The sequence below is a fragment of the Rhodococcus sp. Leaf247 genome (assembly GCF_001426185.1).
In the GTDB taxonomy this organism is placed as follows: Bacteria; Actinomycetota; Actinomycetes; order Mycobacteriales; family Mycobacteriaceae; genus Rhodococcoides.
This window is the reverse complement of record NZ_LMRP01000001.1, coordinates 1,212,379-1,235,520: the sequence shown is the minus strand read 5'-3', so window position 1 is coordinate 1,235,520 and position 23,142 is coordinate 1,212,379. Positions and strand designations below refer to the sequence as shown.

Here is a 23,142-nt window from a genome sequence, read left to right as displayed (position 1 = left end):
GCTTCGCGTTCTGTCACGGGTGGCGTGGACGTGGGACGGACCCGAGTGGACTGACCGCTGCGCCTCGGCGTTCGACCAGCAAGATGGCAGCCGTTGGCCACATCGCGACGCCCGGGAACTCGTGCGATCACTCTCCAACACGTTTTCCGAGCCATTGAACGAAGCGGCGACGCGGAGGTTCCACTCAGTCCCGGCGAGGGATTCGACAGTGGACATTAGTCGACTCGACACGCATGACTACACACGCTCGCTGTTCCCGGCGCCACCATTTCCAACGACGTCCACGAAAACTGAACTCGGGTGCAACCCGACGCTCATCGGATCACCGATTGATGCGCGATATCACCACGTGCCGCGCACATCACCGATCGACCGTTGGTGACCTACGACCCACGCGACACCGGCGTCGGTGTCCGTGACGAGCATACGGCTGGGGCCACGGCGTGTCGGCACGCCGACGATACGCACGCTCTGATGACATCGCTGGGCAGGTCCCGTCGAGGTGACTAGCTGTAGTTCTTGCTGAGGTTGTGAACGGCGTGGCGTGAGTCGATGAGGGAGGGCCTCCGGTATCGGTGTGGTTACCACACACACCCCGACCACCAGAGGCCCTCATGACACACGCTAACGCCTACCTCACGCCGCGGGGACGGTTGGACCTGGCGCGCACCATCGTCGACGCCGGCTGGACAGTCCGCCGCGCCGCCGAACGATTCCAGTGTTCACCCGCCACCGCATCGAAGTGGGCCGACCGGTACCGGGCCGGCGGGGCGCCGGCGATGATCGACCGGTCGGCCGGTCCGGCCGGCCCCGCCGCAGCCCCGCGCGCACACCGAGACGCACCGAACACAGAATCGTGGCGCTGCGCTTCACCAACCGGTGGGGACCGCACCGTATCGCCTACCACCTGCACCTGGCCCGCTCGACCGTCGAAGCAGTACTGCGCCGATACGCGATGCCCTTGTTGTCCCACCTGGACCAGAACACCGGACTACCCGTCCGCCGACCGCGGGCGCAACGCTACGAACACCCCACCCCCGGCGATCTGGTGCACGTCGACATCAAGAAACCCGGCCGGATTCCCGACGGCGGCGGGCACCGCAAGTTCGGCCGCACGATCGGAAACCGGCACAACAAGAAACAGGGTCTCGCATACGCGTACGTCCACCACGCCGTCGACGACCACTCCCGGCTCGCCTACTCCGAGATCCTCGGTGACGAACGCAAGGAGACCGCCGCCGGGTTCTACCGGCGCGCCGTCGCGTACTTCGCAGCGCATGGCGTCACCATCGCCATAGTGCTCACCGACAACGGATCCTGTTACCGCCCAGCACTGTTCGCCGAAGCGCTCGGAACTGTGGTGCACAAGCGGACCCGCCCCTACCGACCGCAGACCAACGGCAAAGTCGAACGGTTCAACCGCACCCTGAACCAGGAATGGGCCTACGCCCACACCTACCTCTCCGACGAAGCCCGCGCAGCGACCTACCAGGATTGGGTCCATCACTACAATCACCACCGACCCCACACAGGCATCGACGGAAAGTCACCCATCGAGCGACTCACCGTCCACAACCTCCCCGCGAAGAACAGCTAGCTCGTCCATGCCTGTGCAGTGGCGGTTGCGTAGCTGCGGAAGCTACGCGCGGGTCTTCCCAGTACCGCCTCGATGTCGGTGGATGTGGAGTCGAGTGACCCGTCAGCGATCTTGGAGTACAGACCGGTGAGGGCGTGCGCCCAATCTGTGGGCGCCCCGGACGCCTCTTGCTCGGAGATGAACTGGGCGGCGCTGAGCGGGCTGTAGGTGATGGTGCGTCCGGTGATCTCGGTGAGAATTGCCGCGACTTCTTTGAACGACAACGCATCTGGTCCGGTGAGTTCGTAATACCTTCCGTCGTGGACGTCGTCGAGCAGGCACTGGACTGCGACGTCGGCGATGTCGTCGGCGTCGACGAATGCTTCGCGCCCGTCGCCGGCGGGTACGCGAATGTCGCCGACGGTCACTGAGTCGAGAAGAAAGTCCTCGCTGAAGTTCTGGTTGAACCACCGCAGTCGCAACGCGGTGAGTGCGAGTCCGGCGGCGGTGAAGGCCTTCTCGGTGTCGGTGATTGCTGCGGAGTCGTCGGTTCCGGCTATCGGCACCGACACCATCACCGCTTTGCGGACCCCGGCTGCGGCGGCGTGGGCGGCGAAGGAGCGGGTGGTCTCGACCGCTGCCGGGTCACCGAGGTCGGGGATGACGACGTAGACGGCGTCCACGCCGTGGAGTGCGGGCGGCCAGGTATTGTGGTCCTGCCAGTCGAACGACGGTCTGGAGGATCGGGACGCCTCGCGTACGTCGTGCCCACGTTGTCGTAGACGCTCACTGACGCGCCGGCCGGTCTTTCCCGTCGAACCTGTCACCAACACTGTCGTGTTTGCCATGTGCGTCTCTTCTCTCTTTGTGTGCATGAAGCTGGGCGGGGAGCTACCCCGTGGTGGATCAGCCAGCGTGGACGACGACGTCTCCGGCCGGGAGGTCGTCCTTTTTGGCTCGGACGACCAGAACGACGACCGGGGAGATGAGGGCGATGAACACCGCGGCGATGGCGAACACGGTGTGGTAAGCGTTTACTTCCGCCTGGAAGATCCGGTCAACGCTCGCAAGGACGAAGTCGCGCATCGACTCGGGCATGGCAGCGAGTTCCTGGTCGGAGGGGACCTGCTTCATCGACGCCGCGGGGCTTGGCATGGTCGCCGGTGGGGTGGGGGCTGGATTGTCGGTGAGGAAGGTCTGTTTCCCGGAGGTGTAGACGGAGGTGAAGATCGCCGCTCCGAGCGCGCCGCCTACCTGCATCGTCGCGTTGACCAGTGCGCTCGCTGCGCCTGCATCGTGGTCGGCGACGCCGATGAGCGCGACGTTCTGCTGGGGGATGATAAGCAGTCCGAGTCCGAGTCCGACCAGGATCAAAGCGGGGAACACCGAAGCCCAGTAAGAGGAGTCGACGCCGATGCGCGTCAACAGCAGCAAGCCGACTGCGGCGATCACCGGACCGACCGACATGAGCGGTTTAGGGCCGAAGCGAGGCAGGAGGGCCGATGCGATTCCCGCGGTCACGAATATTCCTGCGGTGATCGGCATGGACGCAAGTCCCGCCATGATCGGGCTGTACTGCAGCACGATTTGGAAGTAGAACGTCAGGAACAGGGTGGCACCGACCAGGATTGCTCCGACCATCATCGATGCGAAGAACGCAGGCCCGCGGTCCCGGTGGAACAGCACGCTGAGCGGCAGCAGGGGATTGTCGGAGCGCGCTTCGACGTATCCGAACGCCACCACAAGCGCCAGGCCGATCGCGATGAACGACACCGCGGACACAGAACCCCAGCCGTGCTCCGCTCGGGTGAACCCGTACACCAGCGACCCGAGACCCAGTGCGACGAGGACGGCGCCGGGAAGGTCGTAGCGGGTGTCACCGTCGGCCTTGCTCTCTTTCACCACCACGATTGCCGCGACGACCGCGATGACGGCGACGGGAACGTTGACCAGTAGGCACCAGCGCCAACTGAGGTACTCGGTCAGAACTCCTCCGAGCAGTAGACCGACGGCCGCGCCGCCGCCGGCGATGGCGCCGAAGACGCCGAAGGCTTTGGCTCGCTCCTTGGGGTCGGTGAAGGTGACGGTCAGGATCGCCAACGCGGCGGGGGCCAACAGTGCTGCGAATATGCCCTGTCCTGCTCGGGCGACGAAGAGTTGCCAGGATTCCTGTGCGAGTCCGCCGACGGCCGAGGCGACTGCGAATCCGGACATCCCCACCACGAACGACCTGCGGCGGCCCCAGTAGTCGGAGATGCGGCCGCCGAGAAGTAGAAGTGCGCCGAACGCGAGGGCGTATGCGGTGACCACCCAGGTCCGGTTTCCGTCGGTGATGGCGAGATCCGCCTGTGCCTGCGGGAGGGCGATGTTCACGATGGTCGCGTCCAAGACGATCATCAGCTGGGTCACGGCGACGATGACCAGGACCAGCCATCGTCGCTCGTAGTTGGGATCGGAGGCCGATGTGGAACCGGCCGAAGTCTGTGCGGACGCGTTTGTCACGCGTCACCCCCAATGGTGTTGTCTGTGAAAGTGAACGAGTTGTTCTGAACGTCGAAACTAGCCTCGTATGAGGGGCCGGTTCAAGCCGAGTGAACGTGAGCGAAGTCGAATTATGTTGCTTGACAACAGTTCTGGACTATGCCCTTACCAGAATAAGTGCTGGTGAAGTCATGCCGGCCGCGGCGTTACCTTTCGTTGCACACAGCCTCACGATGGTGTCGAGGGTTGCCGGCGCGATACATGTCATACGACGAGCAGCTCTGCGGACACCGGTAGGCCGCGTTCCGGGTCTTCAGGCATCGTGGGGCTCAGCGGTCGATGATGCGTTCGGAGATCGCGTCGGCGATCTTCTGGCGGACCTCGGGGTCGAGAGTGTCCGACGACAGGGACTCGTACATCCACAGTCCGTCGGCAGCCAGGCGAGCGATGAACCGATCGACGTCGCCAGCGTCCGCCTCAGGGCCAGGGGCGTGCGGAACCCAGCGCTGCAGGACGGTGTTCCACGGGGCGGCGTGCTCGGTGGTGGTGGCACCTTCGAGCAGGAAGAGGATCTCGGCGCGGGTCGCGCTCGTCACCGCGGCGCGGACGTATCCGCGTAGCCGCTCGGTGTCGGTGGCCTGATCGGGTGTTCGACCGGCCGCGGCGGCCATTCCTGCTTCCCAGGCGTCGGCGAGGTGGTGGTGCAGAGCGGTGATCAGCGATTCCCTGGACGGGAAGTGATACACCAGTCCACCTTTGGTGATACCGGACTCCGCGGCGACGCTGTCGTAGGTGACGGCCGCGATACCGTCCTTCTCCACGACTCGCGCGGCTGCGTCGAGAATGCTCGTCTTCTTACTGGGTCGCATGGCCAGCCCCTTCGCTGTCGGCGGCGACGACGTCAGACCCCGGTCCGTGTCGACGCAGCAGCACGCCGGTGCCGACCGCCGCGGCGGCGAGAACGATCACGACGACCATCATGACCGTGGAGTACGCGGTGTCGTAGGCCTGACCGGCGGCGCGGGCCAGTTCCTCGCCGATATCGCGGTTCTGTTCGGCTACTGCGAGTGCGCCGTCGATGCTCTCCCGCGCTTCGGGGTCGGCGCCGTCCGGGAGCACGACGGTCGAGGTGAACACTGCCGAGGCCAGTGATCCCAGGAGTGCGACGGCGGTCAGGTTCCCGAACTCGTAGGACACTTCCTCGACGGAGGAGGCCATCCCTGCGCGGCTGACCGGAACGTTGCCGATGATGGCCGACGAGGCGACTGCCATCGCAGCACCCAGGCCCATACCGGTGACGACCAACGCGGCCGCGAACGCGACGACCGAGCCGTCGAAGGTCAGCACTGCCGTCAGCACTCCGACGGAACTCACAGCGAGACCGCCGCTGATCAGCGGCAGCAGGCCTGTTCGGTGGACGACCGCGCCGCCGAGGATCGACGTGGGGAGCGAACCCAACGCGATGGCGGCCACGAGGATCCCGGCGTCGAGCGGGGAATACTGCGCGACCAGCTGGAACCGTTGGGTGGTGACGAGCTGAACGCCGCCGATGGTGAACATCGCGAAACCCGCCGCCAACACTCCGGAGAGAAAGGCTGCGTTGCGGAAGATGCCGAAGACCAGCAGGGGATAGGGCAACCGTGCCTGGCGACGGGCGAACAGGGCTGCACCGACCGCGGCGATCGCCGCCGCCGATGTCGCCGTCGCCGCTGAGTTGTCGGTTTTCACGATCTCCTTGATGGCGACGACCAGACCGGCCAGTGCCAACCAACGCGAGGAACGAGGACAGGAGATCCCACTGCTTGGAGGGGTCCGCGTCGTTGCGGGGGGCGAGGAACGTGGTGGCGACCAGAGCAGCACAGACCACCGGGACATTGATCAGAAACACCGACCCCCACCAGAACTGGGAGAGCAGGAGGCCGCTGACGATGGGTCCGAGGGCACTTCCGATGACCGCGATGCTTCCCCAAACACCGATGGCGATGTTGCGTTCGCGTTCGTCCTCGAATGTGACGCGGATCAACGCCAGCGTGGCGGGCATCATCGCTGCAGCTCCCACGGCGAGTACAGCACGCGAGGCGATCAGCAGGACCGGACTCGGTGAGAACGCCGCCATCAGCGAGGCCGCGCCGAAGATGCACAACCCGATGACGAACATTCGGCGATGCCCGACGCGGTCCCCGAGCGTCCCGGCTCCGAGGAGCAGACCCGCCATGACCACCGGATAGGCGTTGATGATCCACAGGCTTTCCGATGAGCTCGCGTCGAGCTCGTCGACGAGCGTCGGTAGCGCCGTGTAGAGGATCGAGTTGTCCAGTGTGATCAGCAGCAGACCCGCCGCCACCGTCGCCAGTACTGCCCATCGCCGCGTCGAGCTCACACCTGCACCCCTGAATTTCACGTTCTCGAGCACTGCTCCGTAACCGTACAAAAAGTATAGTAACAGGCTGAGGGCGGGTCCCCAAACACGCGGATCGGCGCCACCCGCCTCGCGGCGCCACCGCGTGGTGCAATTGTCGTGTGCAGTTCGACCATGACAACATGACCGGCGCGTTCCTGGCCGCTGGCCTGGTCAACCTCTATAGCGGCGACGAGCCGACGGGCAGCGATGTCGAGTCGCTGCTGCTCGAGCACTCGATCCGCCGGGTGGAGATCAGCAAGTCGACCTTCGTGGCGCTGCGCCGATGGTCGGCTCGGATGCGGACCGTGTTCGCCGCGGCGGACGAAGCGTCACGGTGCGAGACGATCAACGCTCTTCTCGTCGACGGTGTCGCCAACGTGCACCTGACGACCCATGACGGCCTGCGCCCGCATCTGCACTTCACGCCCGACGACGACGATGTGGTCGGGCGAGTGATGGCGGTGACCGCAGGCGGTCTGGCGCTGTTCACGGTGGAGGCGGACGGCCATCGCCTGGGGGTGTGCGCGCGAGCGAGTTGCGTTCGGGCTTTCGTCGACACCAGTCGGAACGGTCGACGCAGCTACTGCACCGCACGGTGCGGCAACAGAGACGCCGTCCGACGTCACCGGTCCCAGCGCTAGCCGATCACGGATCGACTCGACTCGGGAGTGACGCCGCCGATCACATCGCGATCGGCTGCGCGAGCGGCCAACGTCACCCGCCATACTCCACTTTCGTTTCGCTCGTAGTGCACGACTCCGTCGCTGCTCTCGTGCGTCGACACCGTGGACCACTTTTCCTGCGAGATGCTCATGGCCGCAGCCTGATGCAATGCGTCAGTACAGTTCAACCATTACAACAGGCGTGCTCCGCCGCGCGGTGGGCCGGTGGTGTCACCAGTTCGATGCCGCCAGGCTCGCGATCGCCGCCGGCAATGCCTGCGTCGACACTGCCGTGGCCGGATGAAGCAGGCGGTCGACGACGAGCCCGTCCACCATCGCGACGATGACGCCGGCCAATGCCGTCGCCGAGTGGTCGTCGAGCTCGGGTTGCCGCAGCGCGATGAGCAGACGTGCCGAGTCGACGAACGCCGCCCGCAGCTCGGCGAAGGCGTCGGCAAGGTCCGGGAGAGAGCGCGCCTCCAGTTGCAGCTCGAGACGCGCGAGCTGCCGAGGTGCCGCGTCCACTGTTGTCCACTCGTCGACGATCGCAGCCAGCAGCTCCGCGAAGGTGGACGTACGTGCGTTCTCACCGAGATCGGCGGTCAACGCGTCCACTGCGGACCGGTCGCGCTGCGCCAGACGCTGCGCGGCGGCCGTCAGCAGACTGACCCGCGTTCGGAAGTACGCGCTGGTCGAACCCTCGGCGAGGTCGAGGTGCTGGTCCACGGCTCGATGGGTGACACTGCGAGAACCCTTCGCGGCGAGAAGGGCGATGACGGCGTCAGCGATGTCGCGTCGTCGCCGAGAGGCGGCCTTGGCTCTTGCGGTCTCCATACCGTTCACACTACATTCGTAGAAGTTCTACATTCGTAGAGAACCGAGCAAGGAGATGGCCATGTCCGGTCCGGCAGTCGACGATCTCGATGACCTGCGCCGGGGTCGTCTCCTCGCACGGTCGGCGCTGCACCGTGCGCAGCGGTTGCCGTTCAAGCCGGTGTCCTCGGCCAAATGGGTCGACGTGAGTAGCAGCAACGGTATGGTGCGAGTGCAGATCGAGCACGACACCATCCGCGGGGTGACTCCCGAGATGATGCGATGGTGGTTCGAACACCTTGCCGACAGCACGACCTGGAACGGCGTGGACTTCTCGGGACCCGCCGTCAGCCACTACCACCTCTGGCACCACCGCGACCACATCGCCGTCACACCACTCGACCGCGGTGCTCCTGTGGACTGCGATGAGTCAGACCTGGGCGCCTCGACCGTGAGCACCGGCTTCGCCGTCGGCGCACGCACCCGTATCGACGAACGGTTCAACGACTACCGCGACCGGATCAGTGCCACCGTCGTCACCACCGACCTCGACGATGCGGAGTTCACCTTCGAGATCCGCATGCTCGGACGGACAGTCGGGCATGTGCTGCACCGGTACAGCCCCGAACGTGGCGGTCTGCGCTTCTACGCCGAGACGGTCATCGGTCTCCCCACCCGCGCGGGCCGTCTCGCCAATCTGGTTCGACCCTTGATGTATTCGGCGCGCACCGCTGATCATTGGATACGGCACAACATCGAGGAGACGGGCCGATCCGAGGACGTCATCCCCGTTCTGCACGCTCATCACACCGGGACCGGCGCACTCTCCGCATGACTGCGCACGAGGATGCCGGACGGCCCCAACGCAGCTTTTCTCATGACCTGCGAACGTCCAGAGTGGGTCGAATCCCGGACCGGACCGGCCGCGTCACCACCAGAGGGCAGCGATGACCGAGAGCGTCCGAATCGACACCGTCATCGACGGACGCCACGTTCCGCGTGCCGAGGTACTTCGCTGGGAGGGCGCACGCATCACTGCCGCCGCCGACAAACTCGGCGTCACGGTTCCGTCGCTCGGCCACATCGGCGTCCGGCGAGAGGAACTCCTACGCCGCAAGCTCGAACTGGGACAGGACGGAATCACCCGACGCCTCGCGCGAGAGACTCGCTGGGCCGACCGTACAGCACGCCTGCAGTCGGCTGTCACTACGCGGCGACGCACCAGCACCGTAGACCTCCGAGTTGCAGGGGGAGGAGCGAGCCACTTCGTGCAGTGGTTCGAGAACGCGTCACAGTCCGGCGACGACACAGCACTGCTTCGAGGATGCCCAGACCACTTCGTCATCCGGACCGCACCTGACGGGCGACAGGACGTGTGCGAGACACCCGGAGGAAGTCCACTCGCGGCCCGGTTCCGCATCGACTACCAGGACATCAGCTCACTCGTCACGACAATCGATCAGACCTTCCCACATCAAATCGCAGGAGTCGCCCTCGCCGGCAACGGACAACCGATCGGAGGAGTTCGGCATCAGTTCCGGGACACCCCCGACGGTTTCGAGGCCCGCCTCACAGTCGAGTTCCCATTCCCGACCCTGTGGACGATGATCGCCGGCCACCGCTGGCACCTCGCGTGCGAGTTCTCGAACTGGATCGTCCACGCGAACACCTAGCCGACCGTCCGACCGACGGAACGCGGCGTGTCTTCGGTCGATCTGCATCTGCTCGCAGTCCTTGCCCGAGCACAGTCTTCGTTTCGTGGAGTCAGGCCACGACGGCGACACTGGTGGTGACTTGCTCGCAACCCCGCCCGCGGAGTCCGACAGCTTTGGCGCGGGTGACCTCGTACGGAGGGGACGCCCCACCGTCGAGGGCTCCCGACGCGGCGAATACGTGGGACCGGCGATGCTTGCCCCGAACAGTCCCGGCTCGCAGCGCGGGTCGGCTGCCCGACTACACCTGGCCGCTCCGCGGGCCCATTCCTCGCGACAGCAGATCGTCGACGAACCGGCGCGTCAAAGCGTCCGGTGTGATCCCTGTCATCACGACCACCGTCCGCTGCAGCGCCGGCCTCAATGGTCGAACGATGCCGGCGAAGCGCGCCGGCAGTGCAGTGTTCGGTACGAGGGCGACACCCAGTCCGGCGTGAGCGAGTTGGGCTGCCGTGGTGGCATTTCGGGTGAGGGTGACAGTGTCGAGATGGATGTCGTGAGTTGCAGCGATGGTGTCCAACCACCCGCGCAGACCGTTCGCACGGTGGTAATGCACGATCGGAGCGCCGGCGAGATCTGCCCACGTGATTGCCGGCAGATCGGCGAGATCCAGTCCCTCGGGGACGACGGCGACGACGTCTTCGGCACCGATGCCATGGATGACGCCGGCGAACTGGGTGGGGGACGGGCCGACCGCCAGGTCGATGTCGCCGTTCGAGATCGCGTCCGCCATGGCGTCGGCGCTGGTGAACTCGGTCAGATCCAACCCGATGTGCGGATACTTCCTCGTCCACTTACGCAGTGTCGGGGCGAGGACAGGGACCGTCATGCTCTCTGCGCAGGCCAGGCGCAGGCGACCTTCGCTTCCTTCCGCCAGAGCCCGACCGGTCCGCAGGATTCGGTCGGCGGCCGCCAGCGCGACCCGAGCATCGGCGAGCAACGCGCGGCCGGTGGGAGTCGGACGGACCCCGCGAGGGAGCCTGTCCAGCAGTGCGGTGCCGATGTCGGACTCCAACGACGCCAACTGATGGGACAACGCAGGTTGGGAGAGATGCAACTGCGCCGCCCCGGCGGTGACGGAACCGGCGTCCACGACGGCGACGAAGCACTCGAGGGCACGCAGGGTCGGCATCGGTCGAGGGTAAGCGACGGTCGGGGACGGGTGCCGTCAGCGGGACTTGTCAGCCACGAAACGGCCGATCGTCTGCACGAGAACCGTGCTGAAGAAGATCCCGATGAGGGTGAGGATCAGACCTGAACGTACGTCGCCGTCGATGAAGTTGGTGACGGCGACGACGTAGGAGATCGCGGCCATGATGATGCCTGCGGTCATCTTGATTCTGGGGTCGATGCTCATACGCTGGTTCCTTTCGAAGAGTGCTGTCGGTGGTGGCTGGCTCGGTCAACCGACCGGGACGATCCCTGCTTGCTGAAGGAAGGTGAGGTTGTCTTCGAGGTGCCAGTCCTCGACGATGCGGTCGTCACCGACGTGCTGGATGTCGATGGCTCCGAAGTCGATCTGCTGTCCGGCTCCGGCGCGGCCGCCGTAGGTGCCGGTGAAGTGGCCCCGGAAGATCAACCGCGCCGTGAACGTGTCGCCGGTGACGTACAGATCCGCAAGTTCACAGGTCAGATCGGGTACCGCGGCCCGGAACGTGACGGACGCCGCTACGGGGCCGGCCGGGCCCTGTGGGCGACCCGGGGGCAGGGTGTTGTCCACGAAACCGGGATCCACAGCGTCGTCGAGGTACGCGGCGTCTCCTGTGTTCCAGAATGTGTACAGGGTCTGCGCGACGCGTACGACCTGGCGGGTGCGGTCGGTGACCGGTGCGTCCCCGACGTTCACCGTTCCTGGTGAGACGAGGTCGGTCGAGGAATCGATCACGGGCTCATCCGTGGTCGCCCTGACGGGGGAGCAGGCCACCAAGACCGTTGCCACAAACGCCGTTGCCACCGATGCCGACATCGCTGTAAGCCCTTTCATGCGAGCCGTCCACCTCCGTCGACGTGCAATGTGACGCCGGTGACGAAGGTATTCGTCAGCAGCGACTGCGCAGCGGCTGCGATGTCGGACGGTCGACCGACTCTGCGCACGGGGTTGGTGCGTGCGGTGTCGGCGAACAGAGTGTCCTTGTCGGGTCCCATCGAGTCCCAGGCACCGGATTCGACGATTCCGGGTGACAGTGCATTGACGCGGGTGGGTGCGAGCTCGACCGCGAGCGCCTCGACGAGAAACGCCACCGCGCCGTTCGTCGTGGACACCACGGAGAGGCCGGGTGCGGGCTTCCACGCAGCGACACCGGAGAAGAAAAGGAACGACCCTCCGTCGCGGATCACGGGCGCGAAGTGCTTAGCGAGTAGTAGAGGTCCGATCACTTTGGCGTCGAATGCCTTTCGGACGCCGCTACCGTCCAGGTCGACCAGCGGTCCGTTCGCGTGGTCGGCAGCGAGACTGACGACGTGGTCCACTGCCCCGACTGACGCGGCGGCCCGTGCGATGGTCGACTCATCGGCGAGGTCGATCGTCACGGCGCTCGCTCCCGGGCCCAGTTCCGCCACTGCCGTGTCGAGGGTGTCCGGTCGGCGCCCGGCGAGAATCACCTCACCGCCGCTGTCCAGAACCGCCGTTGCGATGGATCGGCCGATTCCCGACGCGCCGCTGACCAGAAGTATCCGCATGTGGACGACCCTTTCTCATTGTGTGCGTGGATTTCTCAGTGAAGCAGGGATGTGCCCGGCGAACAATCGATAGATCTGTCACGTGCCATCGATATGACGAATACCGAGCATCTCGGTCCACCGATCATGAACGAGGTCATGGGAATGGAGTGCTTGTCGAGCAGGTCCAGAATCCTCGGTACCCCCTCGCGAGCACCGTATTCGTAGAAGCTGTTCTGTCCGAGGTCGGGGAGTCCTGCCAGCACCGGCTCGGTGATGGGTCCGCCTGCACCGCTGATGGGCTGTCCGCCGGCTTCGAACTGCATGGACACAGTGACGGCCGTCCGTGCCCCGTCCGGCCAGAATCCTGTGTGTGTGGTCATGGTGGTGTCCTGTCGTGGAGGTGTGCTGCGGAGCCTCTCTGGCACCGACAGACCCTGATTCAAAGGCCCGTCTTACGAACGATTTTCAGGTTCCTTCGGAATCGACTTCTGCATTCCTACCGGCGAACGCACCCACGCCGCACACTTCGTTCGTTTTCTCTCTGGCACCCATCGACGGTGCGAATCGATCCCACCGCGCTCCGGCCAAGACCACGGACGGCTTCGTCAGCCGATCAGCGCTGGTAAGGGTCCAGATTGTCACCGATCGTGGTGGCCCCCCACGGCCCCGCCTCCTGCCTGGTCGCGTGACCAGCGGGCAGGCTGGTGATCGGACATACCGAACCCGTTGCGGTACAACGGGAAAGCAAGGAGTCACATCTGGAACCCCGACCTGAGGAATTCATGACAACTGTGGACGACCACGCAATCACCGCACTCCTGGAGCGCGCGACCCGCGGCGCGGTGCTGAGCCCGGGATGTGCGGACTACGACTCCGAAATCGCGGGCTTCAATCGTGCCGTGTCACATTCACCGCTCGCGGTCGTCGTTGCCGAGGACGCTGACGACGTGGCAGCGGCAGTGCGCATCTGTTCCACCGCCGGACTGGGGGTATCGGTCAAGTGCACGGGCCACGGCGCCCGCGCCGCGGACGCGAACTCGATCATGATCTCCACACGGCGCCTGACCGACCTGCATATCGACCCCGCCTCACGCACCGCGACCATCGGAGCCGGCGTGTTGTGGCAACAGGTACTCGACGCCGCCGCGCCGCACGGTCTCGGAGCCGCGTCCGGGTCATCGACCGCAGCGGGAGCCGTCGGGTACACACTCGGCGGCGGTCTGAGCCCTCTGGGCCGGACCACAGGCTTCGGTGCCGACCTCGTCCGCTCGTTTCGACTGGTCACCGCTGATGGAACGATCCGCACCGTCGACGAGCAGTCGGACGGAGACCTGTTCTGGGCACTGAGGGGGTGCGGCGGCGGCGGGTACGGCGTCGTGACCGAGATGGTAATCGACCTGTTGCCCGTGCACACGGTGTACGGCGGCGGCCTCTTCTTCGCGGTGTCCGACGCCTCCGACGTCCTCTACCGGTGGCGAACATGGACACGGGAGCTGCCGGAATCGGTCTCGACATCAGTAGCGCTCCTGCACCTCCCGCCCGATCCCGCACTCCCCGAACAGCTCCGTGGCCGCACCGTCCTTCACGTGCGGTACGCGCATGTCGGGTCCACCGAGCACGGAATCGAACTGCTCGAACCGATGCGATCGACCGCCGACCCGATCATCGACACGGTGGCGACCATCCCACTGACCGCGGTGTCGTCCATCCACATGGATCCTGTCGAACCCCTACCCGTGATCGAGCGCGGAATGCTGCTGACCGGACTGAGCGATCACAGCATCGAAGCCTTCCTGTCGGCAGCTGAACTTCCGATCGCCACTGTCGAGCTGCGACTGATGGGCGGAGCACTCGATCGTCCGACACGATCGCCCAGTTCCGTCGGTGGCCGGGGCGCCGCGTTCAACCTGTATCTCATCGGCGTTGCCGAATCATCCACCGCGGCAGACCTACCGGAAGTACTCGACCGACTTCTCTCACGGTTCGACGCAGATTCTGCCAGTCGCGCCTTCCTCAACCTCGCCGGCACAGGATCGATGCTCCCAGTCCGCGCCGGTTGGAATGCCACGGAATTGAACCGGTTGGAGTCGATCCGGCACGTCGTCGACCCTGTCGGCATCTTCGCTCCAGCGGCGCGCTGGTAACACGAAGACCCTCGGTAGCGCGCACCCGCGCACCACCCCAACCACACATCCCGGAAGAGGTGGTCCGACATGATCGACCCCAGTCAAGATCACCGCAGCGCGCACCCGCGCGCGACCGACCCATTCGTCGGTGCCACGCGACGCTGTCGCCGCGCACTCTGCGCCGCCCACACACCACCTAGGAGACCCAGGAACAGCACTGTTTCAGAACATCGCGACGGCGATGGCGACGATCAGCGCGGCGTAACTGATGGCCACGACCATCACTCGGTATTTCGACCGGTCCACTGCGGTGCGGCGATCGGCGAGAGAGGCGCTCAGGACGGAACTGCTCGTGATCAAAACATACACCTGTGTGACACGCTGTCGTGTCAGATCCGGCGTTCGAGTGTGGAGAGCCGAGTAGCTGATGGGGCTGCGGCCTACCGGCGCCTGTGGCCGAAACCGCCCCCGCCGCATTGCCCGTCTCAGTCGTTTCTCCGTGAACGAGATAGACTGTCCAGCAGACTGATACAGATTCTAGTGAGAACGACGCAAGGGTTTGTCGGTGTCACGAGAGTGTCACAAGTCGGGACGGACGGAGGTGGACCGAGGCGGACCTCGATGGACGAATGTGCAGCTCAGGCCGGTTCTTCTAAGTCCAGGTGAATCCACCTGATCGGGTCGTCGAAGCCTTGTAAGCGAGCGGTCTTCGGTTCAATCCCGAAAGGAGGCTCTCGATACGCCTCTGACCAGCACGAATGCTCTGAAATAGCCTGATCTGACCTCTCGTTTCACGACTTGGGCGATACGTCCGTGCGGGTCCGTCACGGTCCAGGGGAGTCCGGTCACCTGCGAAAACTGCCGAAATGCCGCTCGATGTCACGAGTTGTCACAACTCATTCGTAACTCGTTCGATGGACTCCGGTGGACGTGGATGGCTGTGGGTGGACCTCAGCGCCGAAGAGTCCACGACAGTCTGCGGACCTCCAGAAACGTCTGTGGACGGAAACCACTCGTTCAACTCCCCGTCACGGGTGGCGTGAACATTCTCGGACTTCGGCGGACGGTGCGATGTTCGAACGCCGGAACCTCGTCGAATCGACGAGCATCGGGCAGGGCGGGGCTCACTGGTCCTCGTGAACCATCCGCGGCCGTCTTCGTTCACGTCGGCTTACCGGGTGCTGAGAAGGTGCCGAACCGTTGTAGGACAGGCATTTTCGCGTCGTGCGGGCGATGCGGTCAGAGGTGTTTATTGCCTAGTCGAGTTCGAGCCGGTCAGCGGCGTAGCTCGACGTCTGTTGCGGCGCGCTCTCGGCCCCTCCTCGACGACCTATCCCGCGAGCCGTGGCCGAGGCGGCAGGTCGGTGCTCACCGCTGTGGTGGCACTGTCCGGTACACCGGACGGGTCCACCGGAAGCAGCGACCCTTCCCGTCGGTTACTCGTCTCCGGTGCTAGGCCGTCGTCATTCGGGTTCGCGTCGCGCGATCTTCGTTGCCAGATCCGTCACCGGTGTGTGCCAGTCCTGGGACAGTCGCACGAGCATCGCGAACGCAGCGTCGGCGCGCAGGTCATAGCGCTCCATGATGATGCCTTTGGCCTGTCCGATGACATCGCGGGTCGCGAGCGCGGACTCGAAATTGTGCTCCTGCTCGGCGGCGACGAGAGCGAGGGCGGCGTGCGTGGCGAGCAGGACGCCGACGTCATCGTCGGCGTCGTCGAAGCCGTGAACGGCGTCGGAGTACAGGTTCAGCGCCCCGAGGTGATCGTGGTGGGTGTACAACCGGAACGTCAGCATCGAGCGCACTCCGGCCTCTGAGGCCGCGGGAGCGAACTGTGGCCACCGATCCTCACGGGCCATATCGGGGACGGACACACTGTGGTGTTTCCACACCGTGTCCAAGCACGGCCCTTGCCCGGTCTCCTCCTGCAGGGCGTCGACACGGCGAGGGAGTTCGTCGGTGGCACCGCGGGATTCGATTCTGCGATTGCGGACGACGAGGGTGATGCCGGCGTGATCAGCGCCCGGTATCAGCCGGACCGCCTCCGCCGTGATCGAGAGCAGGGTGCCCTCGACGCTGCCGTGTTCTTGTTGGATCACCCTGGCCATCTCGGCCATGGCGGCGCCCAAAGACACTGTCTCGGAATCACTGTCGGCGCGCGCCGGGTCGAGCGGCGGGTCGGAAGTAGCGGTCACGAACGTACCTTCTTCCAGATCCTCGGTCGTGAGAACGTACGCCGAGGTCGAGCACACCATGTCACACGGGTGTTGGGCGCCCGCAACGAAGTGCACCGCCGCTGTAGAACGGCAGTCCTCGATAGTTCGTCGTCGCCCGGTGTAGGGCGACGCGGCGTACAGTTACCGTCAGTTCGGTACAACCCTTGCCGTTCGGACCGATCATCCGAACCAGTCGTCTCGCCGCTGCGGCGCGAAGACGACCTCGAGGAGTGTGCGCGAAACATGTCTCAGCATTTACCCGACCGTCCCGATATCGTCGCGGCGGTCGGTCACGTGTCGCCCGCCCTACCTGTCCTGCAGCTGACTCCGCACCTGCGGGCGAGAGCGGGCGCTCGGATCCAGATTCTCGAACAACGTTGTGCGTCAACGTCGCCGCGTGCCCCCGTCGTGCACACCAGGTTGTGCCGGTCTGCGAGTCCCGGTGACCGGTGACGCCGACGACCGTCAGCCGAGGGATCATCCACTGTCCGGCCTGGAGTCGTTGTCGCAGTGGGTGGAGGTGTGCGTCGACCTGTCGTCCGCGGACGGCGCAGCTGTCGTCGCATCCACCGAGCGCCACGATGACAGGCACCGGATCCTCTATGCCACCGACCCGACAGCCGAGCGCGTGGCGGACCTGCTCTTCGTCCTCGGCTACGGACCCCGCACGACGCCCACGCATCCGGTGCAGACCGTGACGACCACCGATCCCGACGACCGCCGCACCTGGCCGCTGTTGATCGACGAACTCGTCGCGGTGGGCGTTCACTGGCTACAGGTCCATGCGATCGGGTCACCCGGGTCGGCGTTGGGAACCCTGCAGCTCTACCGGCGGCGTCGACCGCCCGCGCGGTCGCTCGATGCGGACACCACGGTCAGCGCGCTGGCGCGAGCGCTCGGTAGCGAACCGGTCGCCGACCGGGTCCTCGGTGCATCATCGGAGCCGGTTGCGGGCTCCGACGTCGTCAGCGTCGCGATCGGCGTTCTCGCTGCCCGGCACGGTCTTTCGGTGCCGGCGGCATCGGCGCTGCTCCGAGCCGGCGCCTATGCGCGCGAACATTCGTCGCTGGACGAGGCGCAACGCGTTGTCGAGTCTCTCGGCGACCATGAATCGTGACAGCAGGGAACATCGCGCCGTGGTGAACGGCACGTCGGGTATCACCACACGTGAGAGCGAAGCCCGTCGATGACCGACCGTGTGAATCCGACACCGCGCTCGTGCGACTTCCTCGACCTCGTCGGCCCCACCGCCGAGACGCCCGCACCCGACGCGACCGCACCCCATGTCACCGACGAGCGAAGGTTCCTGGTGTGGATGGTCGACGACCGGGACACAGTCATCCTGCGCACCGCGAGCTCTCTGACCGATGCCGTCGACGTGGCCCGCGCGTACTGCGCAGCGTGGGGTGCGCAGGTGCGTCACATCGAGGATCCGCGGGGCGAGGTGGTGCCACGTGCAACGTGGGAGACGCTGTGTTCGGGCACTGCGCCCCTGCCCTACGTCTACACCGTCGAGCTCCGTTCTCCCCGCTCCACCGGGCGTGAGGAATTGGTGACAGCGCTCTGGACCAGTACCCATCTCGACGCGGCGCTGCGCTGGCGGCAGCTACTACCGCCCGACCTCCGCAGTCGCGCCCTCGTGGTCAGCAATGCCCCCGACGGGCACTTTCCGCGTTCGACACCCTCACCGGCAGGAACCTCATCGAGATGACGTCGACGGACGGTATGGCCGGCAATTCGGAAGACGCCGTTGCCGCAGCACCCCCGAGTCCGACCACCGACGGCCCGGAACACGCAGCCCATCGGGCCACCGGAAACGCCGGCGTGCCCGATGCCGCCGCGATTGCGACGGGAACGTGCGCACGCTGCGCGACCACGACGCCTCAGCTGACGCCCGCCACGAGAGTGCCGGGCATGTCGCTGCCGCATCGGCGCTGTGGGTGCGCCCACGCGGGGTGGGACTGTGCCCACCATGTGCGTGGATGTACCGGTCCGCCGACACCCGTCGTACCCCGCACCTCGTCACTCGCCTCCCCGACAGTGTCACCGCGATCGAACCCACCGACCTCTTCCACACATAGGGCCTCCTCAGGCGCAGAAGCGGTTCGGTCCCCGCTTGCTGTTCTCGGGGTGCCCCGGTGCCCCCGGGCTCAATCAAAACACTGCGCTGACGCGGGCGCTTCGTTGATGAACGGATATGAATCAGATTGCCCGACAGCGGTACTCGTAGACCGGCCGTCAGTCGCGGGCCGACCCGTGCGTGCGGACGAGTCGCCTCGGGCAGCTCATCCGCGATCGCGTTCTGCCTCCGCGAGCTGGTCTCGGGTGGTGTCGAATAGTTCGCCCCACGATGCTTCGAAACTTCCGGACGCCCTCCTTCTCGAGGACGAGGAAGACGTCGATCAGGTAGCTGCCCAGTGCCATGATGGCGCCGAAGGTCGCCTGCGATGCCTTGCCTTTGCCTGGGATTGTGTTCCCGGTGGCCTCACCGTGGTCCCGGAGAGCATCCGTCGTCTCGACGACCGGGGACCCGAGCGCTCCCTCGGTTTGCCGGACGATGTCGTGGGTACCGTCGTTGTGTTCGTATGCTGCCGTGGCCGATGCAGGGAGGACCCCAGTGTGGGGTGACGACGATGCACATTCGATGCGTGATGCGCGCGGGGCGTTCGACGGTGTCACCGCGATCGACTGGGTCGATGTGTGCGTCGATCTGGCCGCCGCGGACGGGGCCGCGCTCGTCGTCGCTGCGGAGGACCACCCCGATACCCATCAGGTGGTGCACGCCACCGACTCCGTCGCTGTGCAGGCCGCCGACCTCGGGTACATCCTCGGGTGTGGCCCCCACATAGAGGCCATGTCGACAAGTAATGCGTGCGCTGTGGACGTCGACGACGCTGCCGACCGGGGCCGCTGGCCGCTACTGGTGGACGAACTGGCCGTCAGCGGGATCGGATGGGTGCAAGCGCACCCGCTCGGCGACCATCGCGCCCCGTTGGGCACGCTGCAGCTCTACCGCCGGACGAGGTCACCACACAGACTCGCGGGGGACGACCGCGCTACCCACACCATGATCGCCCAACTCGCTCGCATGCTCGGCACGGGCATCGTCGCCGCCGGCGTGGCCGCCGACATGCTCATCCGTCGTCACCAGGACAGCGAGGCGGTGAACATCGCCATCGGGATTTTGGCCGCCCGGCACGGCTGCACCGTTGCGGTGGCCTCTGCGCTGCTGAGAGCGGGCGCCTACTCCCGCGGGCACGGCTCCGCGGGCGAAGCACATCGCGTCATCGACTCGATCAACTCTGTCGACCCCTGAGGACCAGCCGCTCCCATCATGTACGAGTCGCCGGCCGAAGATGGCGACACGGAGTTCGGCTAGTCGGCTCATGGGCAGATTTGACTTCTATGTCGGCGCGGAGGGGGACACGTCGGGTCATCGCCGAGGGTGGCTGAGCAACCTCCAGCGCTGCCCGCACGCCGCCTCGGAGCTGATGTGCAGGCCTTCGCGAATCCCCCGGTAGGTACGCCGCGAACCTCGCGACGGTCGTTCCTTCGCGGCGAGTTCGCCGAGGGCCCGGGCGAGTTCACCGGCAAATTGTCGACCCGCAATTTACATGAACTGGTCCGACTCGTTCGAAGATCATCCTCTTTCGGTGCGGTCGAGAATCAGTCGAGTGGCTTCTTTCGGTGCGTCCCATTGCGGAAAGTGACCGCATCGCTCGAACCAGTGCAGAACGGCATCGGGGAACAGCTCCGATGCGCGCGCCGCTTGCTTCGGCACCGTCACCAGATCTCGTCGTCCCCAACCGATTGTGACCCGCCCGGGCACTGTGCCGGACGAGGCGCCTTCCTGCTTCGGCCCGTGGATGAGGGCATCGAGAGCGGCCTGGGTCGACGGGGAGTCGGCGAGCCCGCGCACGTCGGGCAACACGGTGTCGCGCGAGAGCGCCCATGGCCGCGCCGACAACTGTGCCAGCAGCAGGGTCCTTCCCGCAGGGTTGCCCAAAAGTGCAGGCAGGAAGCGCCGCAACACTCTGACAAGGGCTATCGACGGCCGCAGTGTGGCGCCGAAGACAGCCCGTTCGCGGTCGCTCCAGAAACCGCCGGGGTCGAGTGCCACGGTGTCGCCGCCGACTCCCCGTCGCGCAAGTTCGAGGACGATTCGACCGCCCATAGATTGACCGACGGTGGAAATGCCACCTAGATCGTGTTCGCGAATGAAATCCGCGACGGAGTCGGCGAGAGCAGCGATCGATACCTCGCCCGTCAACGGCGGCGTTTCGCCGAACCCCGGTAAGTCGACCGCGATGACATCACGGTGTTTCGCCAGTTCGTCGATGATCGGGGACCAGGATCGCCATCCCACGCCCAAGCCGTGCACCAGCAACAGCGGGCTGCCGTGTCCGAATCTGACATAATTCAGCGTCATATAGTCGACGGTACGCGAATGCCCGGCTGATGAACGGGTTCCGGAAGACCGATGGCACCCGCTCACCGAGTGTCCAAATGCAACCTCTCGCCGGGTATAGACTGTTCGGGGCCACGTCACCGAGTTCGCGGCCGAGGCACCCCGGTACGACCGGGATAGCGCCACTGTCGGATGGTGGACGGGTGGGACGAGGTACGCGTTCGCTGACGATCGCGAGATGTCCCGGAGGCGACAGCTCGTCCTCGGGTTCCGGCTCGTCCCGCGGTGAGAACGCACCCCCGGCACCATGCACGTGCCGATGATCGGCGAATTACAGGCACTGGCGAATGCTGTCCGGTCGTGCGTCAGCGATCACGCGGCGACGGTCGACTTCGCCGGGAGCAACAGCCGATGCGTCGGGTGAGGCATGCCCGCGCCGGCACGGGTCGCGCGGAAAGAGATTCGGGTCGGGTTTTCCCTCAGTGGCCCGTTCTCATCGGGCCGGTCTTGTACGGACATGGTCTCGCCGACGCCGGTTCGCATCCATCGATCGCCGAGCGAACGGATCGATGATGACCGAGTCACCCCGCGCGGACCCCACCACGGGCGGGCACGTCGACGATGCTGTTTTGCGTACGGATACCCCTGGGGAGCGGTGCAGTGGCACATCCTGGTCATGCAGCCGGGCGACCTAACCGCATCTTGCGCGGTGGACGCCGCAGGGCAGCGCATGCCCCCGCCACCGGGCCACTTCCAGCACCGATGACCGGTAGAGCTAGAACCTGGGCACGATGTTCTGCACCGCCCATGTGAGGCTGGATGGGGACGGGAATGCGATCGATTGCGCGTCGGTCGGAGCGAGCGGCACGTAGTCCCCTCGTTGCACCGCGGCGAGGGCCGAGATGCCGGGTAGTGCCCGGAACTCGTCGAGAGCGGCGGGCTGACCCGTGGCGATGACGAGATCGGCATCGTTGTTCGACAGGTCCTCGTAGGTGATCTGAGCCCGTCCCGGAATGGAGCTGGTCGGCAGCGTCGTCGCGTGATCGGTGGGCCGCATCCCGAGGGCGTCGAGGAACTGTGCACCGGCGTCGTCGGTCGAGTTCACGACGTACACACCACCGTCGGTGGGACCGACGAAGAACGTGAACGTGCGGCCTGCGAAGTCGGGGTTCGCTTCGGCGGCAGCGGAGATCGTCGATTCGGTTTCCTCGATCACGCGCTCGCCGTCGGCGGTGCGACCGAGCGCGCCTGCGATGGTCCGTGTGGCCTGCTGCCATGTCTCGGCGGATGGAGTGTTCGCGTAGTGCACGACGGGGGCGATCGCCGACAACTGGTCGTAGCGGGTGTCGAGCCCGAATGCTTTGGTGCCGACGATCAGGTCGGGTTCGTAGGACAGCACGTCCTCTATCGACAGGTCGGCGTTGGCGCCCTGGAGGAATGCGGGTGCGTCCTTCCCCGCCATCGCTGCCTCGGTCCAGGGTTGGAATCCCGACTCGGCCGTCGCGCGGGCGGTCGCGACCGGTGTCACGCCCAGTGCCAGCAGGATGTCCGCGTCGATCCACGACAACGCGACGACACGTGCCGGTTCGCTCTCGACGGCGGCGGATCCGAGCGCCCCGTCAGTGATGGTAGGGAACGACGCAGCGGCGCCTGCGGTCCCCGTCGGCGACGCCCCGGTGGGCTCGTTCGACGAGCAACCTGCGAGCGCGACGGCGACGATCAGGGCGACGAGAATTCTTCGCATACCGGACTATTTTAGGGTCCGGTGGTTCGCCGCGGGGGTGCTACCTCGACCACCTGCTCCAGTCGAACGGTCACCACGGCTGCCGCAAAACCGGGCTCGTAGGAGCTGGTGTCTACGGCGTCGAGAACTCTGTTGGACAACATGTTTCTGGATACGTGACGTCGAACTGTCGGATTCTCGGTGTCACAAGAGTGTCACAAGTGGGGACGGACGGAGGTCGACCGAAACGGACGTTGAAGGACGAGTGTGCCGGTCAGAACATTTTTTCTGAGTTCAGGTGACGTCGGAGCCTTGTAGCGAGTGGTCGTCATTCAGATCCTGACAGGCTCTCGATTGCCTTTG

The 23,142-nt window shown here is 65.6% G+C and carries 21 protein-coding genes and 2 pseudogenes; 8 read left to right on the top strand and 15 right to left on the bottom strand.

Translation table 11 applies throughout. From position 1 onward, the window contains the following. Positions 1-614 precede the first annotated feature (614 nt). A pseudogene (locus ASG64_RS05930) lies at positions 615-1,597 on the top strand (IS481 family transposase). On the opposite strand, the gene ASG64_RS05925 reads toward ASG64_RS05930, so the two are convergent. The 4 genes and pseudogenes from ASG64_RS05925 to ASG64_RS22300 form a co-directional block, all read right to left on the bottom strand. Beyond that, the gene (locus ASG64_RS05925; RefSeq protein ID WP_056070936.1) at positions 1,594-2,424 is read right to left on the bottom strand and encodes an NmrA family NAD(P)-binding protein; all 831 of its coding nucleotides are present in this window, start codon (positions 2,422-2,424) and stop codon (positions 1,594-1,596) included. The pseudogene ASG64_RS05930 and the gene ASG64_RS05925 sit on opposite strands and share 4 nt — an antisense overlap. A 58-nt stretch (positions 2,425-2,482) precedes the next feature. Then, positions 2,483-4,078 carry an MFS transporter gene (locus ASG64_RS05920; protein ID WP_056070935.1) on the bottom strand — a complete coding sequence of 532 codons (1,596 nt, stop codon included), beginning with the start codon at positions 4,076-4,078 and terminating at the stop codon, positions 2,483-2,485. Between the two features lie 308 nt (positions 4,079-4,386). Next, on the bottom strand, positions 4,387-4,926 hold the full coding sequence (locus ASG64_RS05915; RefSeq protein WP_056070932.1) for a TetR/AcrR family transcriptional regulator: 540 nt from the start codon (positions 4,924-4,926) through the stop codon (positions 4,387-4,389). Further along, positions 4,913-6,437: pseudogene (locus ASG64_RS22300) on the bottom strand (MFS transporter). The gene ASG64_RS05915 and the pseudogene ASG64_RS22300 overlap by 14 nt, the downstream one beginning before the upstream one ends. 140 nt (positions 6,438-6,577) lie before the next feature. Here ASG64_RS22300 and ASG64_RS05905 point away from each other — a divergent pair. Then, positions 6,578-7,099: a CGNR zinc finger domain-containing protein gene (locus ASG64_RS05905; RefSeq protein ID WP_042574322.1), complete on the top strand. Its 522-nt coding sequence runs from the start codon at positions 6,578-6,580 to the stop codon at positions 7,097-7,099. Here the strand turns inward: ASG64_RS05905 and ASG64_RS21465 are convergent. Both ASG64_RS21465 and ASG64_RS05900 read right to left on the bottom strand, forming a co-directional pair. Continuing rightward, entirely contained in the window at positions 7,096-7,272 is a 177-nt protein-coding gene (locus tag ASG64_RS21465) for a hypothetical protein (protein WP_156148857.1), read from the bottom strand. The genes ASG64_RS05905 and ASG64_RS21465 overlap by 4 nt on opposite strands. Before the next feature lie 79 nt (positions 7,273-7,351). After that, entirely contained in the window at positions 7,352-7,954 is a 603-nt protein-coding gene (locus ASG64_RS05900) for a TetR/AcrR family transcriptional regulator (RefSeq protein ID WP_056070927.1), read from the bottom strand. Positions 7,955-8,015: 61 nt separating this feature from the next. Here ASG64_RS05900 and ASG64_RS05895 point away from each other — a divergent pair, with 61 nt between their 5' ends. Both ASG64_RS05895 and ASG64_RS05890 read left to right on the top strand, forming a co-directional pair. Continuing rightward, entirely contained in the window at positions 8,016-8,768 is a 753-nt protein-coding gene (locus ASG64_RS05895) for a hypothetical protein (RefSeq protein ID WP_156388262.1), read from the top strand. 112 nt (positions 8,769-8,880) lie between these two features. Next, positions 8,881-9,606: a hypothetical protein gene (locus ASG64_RS05890; RefSeq protein ID WP_056070921.1), complete on the top strand. Its 726-nt coding sequence runs from the start codon at positions 8,881-8,883 to the stop codon at positions 9,604-9,606. A 280-nt stretch (positions 9,607-9,886) separates the two neighbouring features. Here ASG64_RS05890 and ASG64_RS05885 read toward each other — a convergent pair whose 3' ends face one another. The 5 genes from ASG64_RS05885 to ASG64_RS05865 all read right to left on the bottom strand — a co-directional run bounded on the left by ASG64_RS05885 (position 9,887) and on the right by ASG64_RS05865 (position 12,686). Further along, positions 9,887-10,777 (bottom strand): LysR family transcriptional regulator, encoded by an 891-nt coding sequence (locus ASG64_RS05885; protein ID WP_042574325.1) that lies wholly within the window; start codon positions 10,775-10,777, stop codon positions 9,887-9,889. Between the two features lie 36 nt (positions 10,778-10,813). Further along, entirely contained in the window at positions 10,814-11,002 is a 189-nt protein-coding gene (locus tag ASG64_RS05880) for a hypothetical protein (protein WP_042574326.1), read from the bottom strand. A 45-nt stretch (positions 11,003-11,047) separates the two neighbouring features. Then, entirely contained in the window at positions 11,048-11,530 is a 483-nt protein-coding gene (locus ASG64_RS05875; protein ID WP_235579499.1) for an ester cyclase, read from the bottom strand. 95 nt (positions 11,531-11,625) lie between these two features. Beyond that, on the bottom strand, positions 11,626-12,324 hold the full coding sequence (locus tag ASG64_RS05870) for an SDR family oxidoreductase (RefSeq protein WP_042574328.1): 699 nt from the start codon (positions 12,322-12,324) through the stop codon (positions 11,626-11,628). 35 nt (positions 12,325-12,359) lie between these two features. Then, entirely contained in the window at positions 12,360-12,686 is a 327-nt protein-coding gene (locus ASG64_RS05865) for a polysaccharide deacetylase family protein (RefSeq protein ID WP_056070915.1), read from the bottom strand. A 402-nt stretch (positions 12,687-13,088) separates the two neighbouring features. Between ASG64_RS05865 and ASG64_RS05860 the strand changes: the two genes are divergently transcribed. Beyond that, positions 13,089-14,450, top strand: coding sequence for an FAD-binding oxidoreductase (locus ASG64_RS05860; RefSeq protein ID WP_082518108.1), 1,362 nt, complete (start codon positions 13,089-13,091; stop codon positions 14,448-14,450). Between the two features lie 204 nt (positions 14,451-14,654). Here the strand turns inward: ASG64_RS05860 and ASG64_RS21460 are convergent, their stop codons facing one another. Both ASG64_RS21460 and ASG64_RS05855 read right to left on the bottom strand, forming a co-directional pair. Further along, positions 14,655-14,792, bottom strand: a complete 138-nt coding sequence (locus ASG64_RS21460) for a hypothetical protein (protein ID WP_156148859.1) — start codon at positions 14,790-14,792, stop codon at positions 14,655-14,657. A gap of 1,103 nt (positions 14,793-15,895) precedes the next feature. Continuing rightward, on the bottom strand, positions 15,896-16,627 hold the full coding sequence (locus ASG64_RS05855; RefSeq protein ID WP_235579498.1) for a GAF and ANTAR domain-containing protein: 732 nt from the start codon (positions 16,625-16,627) through the stop codon (positions 15,896-15,898). Between the two features lie 463 nt (positions 16,628-17,090). Here ASG64_RS05855 and ASG64_RS05850 point away from each other — a divergent pair, with 463 nt between their 5' ends. From ASG64_RS05850 to ASG64_RS05835, 3 genes are all read left to right on the top strand, one after another. Further along, entirely contained in the window at positions 17,091-17,765 is a 675-nt protein-coding gene (locus ASG64_RS05850) for a hypothetical protein (RefSeq protein WP_056070909.1), read from the top strand. 69 nt (positions 17,766-17,834) lie between these two features. Beyond that, positions 17,835-18,359, top strand: coding sequence for a hypothetical protein (locus ASG64_RS05845; protein ID WP_056070904.1), 525 nt, complete (start codon positions 17,835-17,837; stop codon positions 18,357-18,359). A 933-nt stretch (positions 18,360-19,292) separates the two neighbouring features. Continuing rightward, the gene (locus tag ASG64_RS05835) at positions 19,293-19,964 is read left to right on the top strand and encodes a hypothetical protein (RefSeq protein ID WP_156388261.1); all 672 of its coding nucleotides are present in this window, start codon (positions 19,293-19,295) and stop codon (positions 19,962-19,964) included. 324 nt (positions 19,965-20,288) lie between these two features. On the opposite strand, the gene ASG64_RS05830 is transcribed toward ASG64_RS05835, so the two are convergent. Next, positions 20,289-21,143 (bottom strand): alpha/beta fold hydrolase, encoded by an 855-nt coding sequence (locus ASG64_RS05830; RefSeq protein ID WP_235579497.1) that lies wholly within the window; start codon positions 21,141-21,143, stop codon positions 20,289-20,291. Between the two features lie 688 nt (positions 21,144-21,831). Then, positions 21,832-22,800: an iron-siderophore ABC transporter substrate-binding protein gene (locus tag ASG64_RS05825; RefSeq protein WP_056070891.1), complete on the bottom strand. Its 969-nt coding sequence runs from the start codon at positions 22,798-22,800 to the stop codon at positions 21,832-21,834. Positions 22,801-23,142 lie beyond the last annotated feature (342 nt).

Coding starts and splice junctions, on each gene's coding strand:
- ASG64_RS05925 (WP_056070936.1), bottom strand. CDS start 2,424: ATGGCAAACACGACAGTGTTGGTGACAGGTTCGACGGGAAAGACCGGC.
- ASG64_RS05915 (WP_056070932.1), bottom strand. CDS start 4,926: ATGCGACCCAGTAAGAAGACGAGCATTCTCGACGCAGCCGCGCGAGTC.
- ASG64_RS21465 (WP_156148857.1), bottom strand. CDS start 7,272: ATGAGCATCTCGCAGGAAAAGTGGTCCACGGTGTCGACGCACGAGAGC.
- ASG64_RS05900 (WP_056070927.1), bottom strand. CDS start 7,954: ATGGAGACCGCAAGAGCCAAGGCCGCCTCTCGGCGACGACGCGACATC.
- ASG64_RS05895 (WP_156388262.1), top strand. CDS start 8,016: ATGTCCGGTCCGGCAGTCGACGATCTCGATGACCTGCGCCGGGGTCGT.
- ASG64_RS05890 (WP_056070921.1), top strand. CDS start 8,881: ATGACCGAGAGCGTCCGAATCGACACCGTCATCGACGGACGCCACGTT.
- ASG64_RS05885 (WP_042574325.1), bottom strand. CDS start 10,777: ATGCCGACCCTGCGTGCCCTCGAGTGCTTCGTCGCCGTCGTGGACGCC.
- ASG64_RS05880 (WP_042574326.1), bottom strand. CDS start 11,002: ATGAGCATCGACCCCAGAATCAAGATGACCGCAGGCATCATCATGGCC.
- ASG64_RS05870 (WP_042574328.1), bottom strand. CDS start 12,324: ATGCGGATACTTCTGGTCAGCGGCGCGTCGGGAATCGGCCGATCCATC.
- ASG64_RS05865 (WP_056070915.1), bottom strand. CDS start 12,686: ATGACCACACACACAGGATTCTGGCCGGACGGGGCACGGACGGCCGTC.
- ASG64_RS05860 (WP_082518108.1), top strand. CDS start 13,089: ATGACAACTGTGGACGACCACGCAATCACCGCACTCCTGGAGCGCGCG.
- ASG64_RS05845 (WP_056070904.1), top strand. CDS start 17,835: ATGACCGACCGTGTGAATCCGACACCGCGCTCGTGCGACTTCCTCGAC.
- ASG64_RS05835 (WP_156388261.1), top strand. CDS start 19,293: ATGCGTGATGCGCGCGGGGCGTTCGACGGTGTCACCGCGATCGACTGG.
- ASG64_RS05825 (WP_056070891.1), bottom strand. CDS start 22,800: ATGCGAAGAATTCTCGTCGCCCTGATCGTCGCCGTCGCGCTCGCAGGT.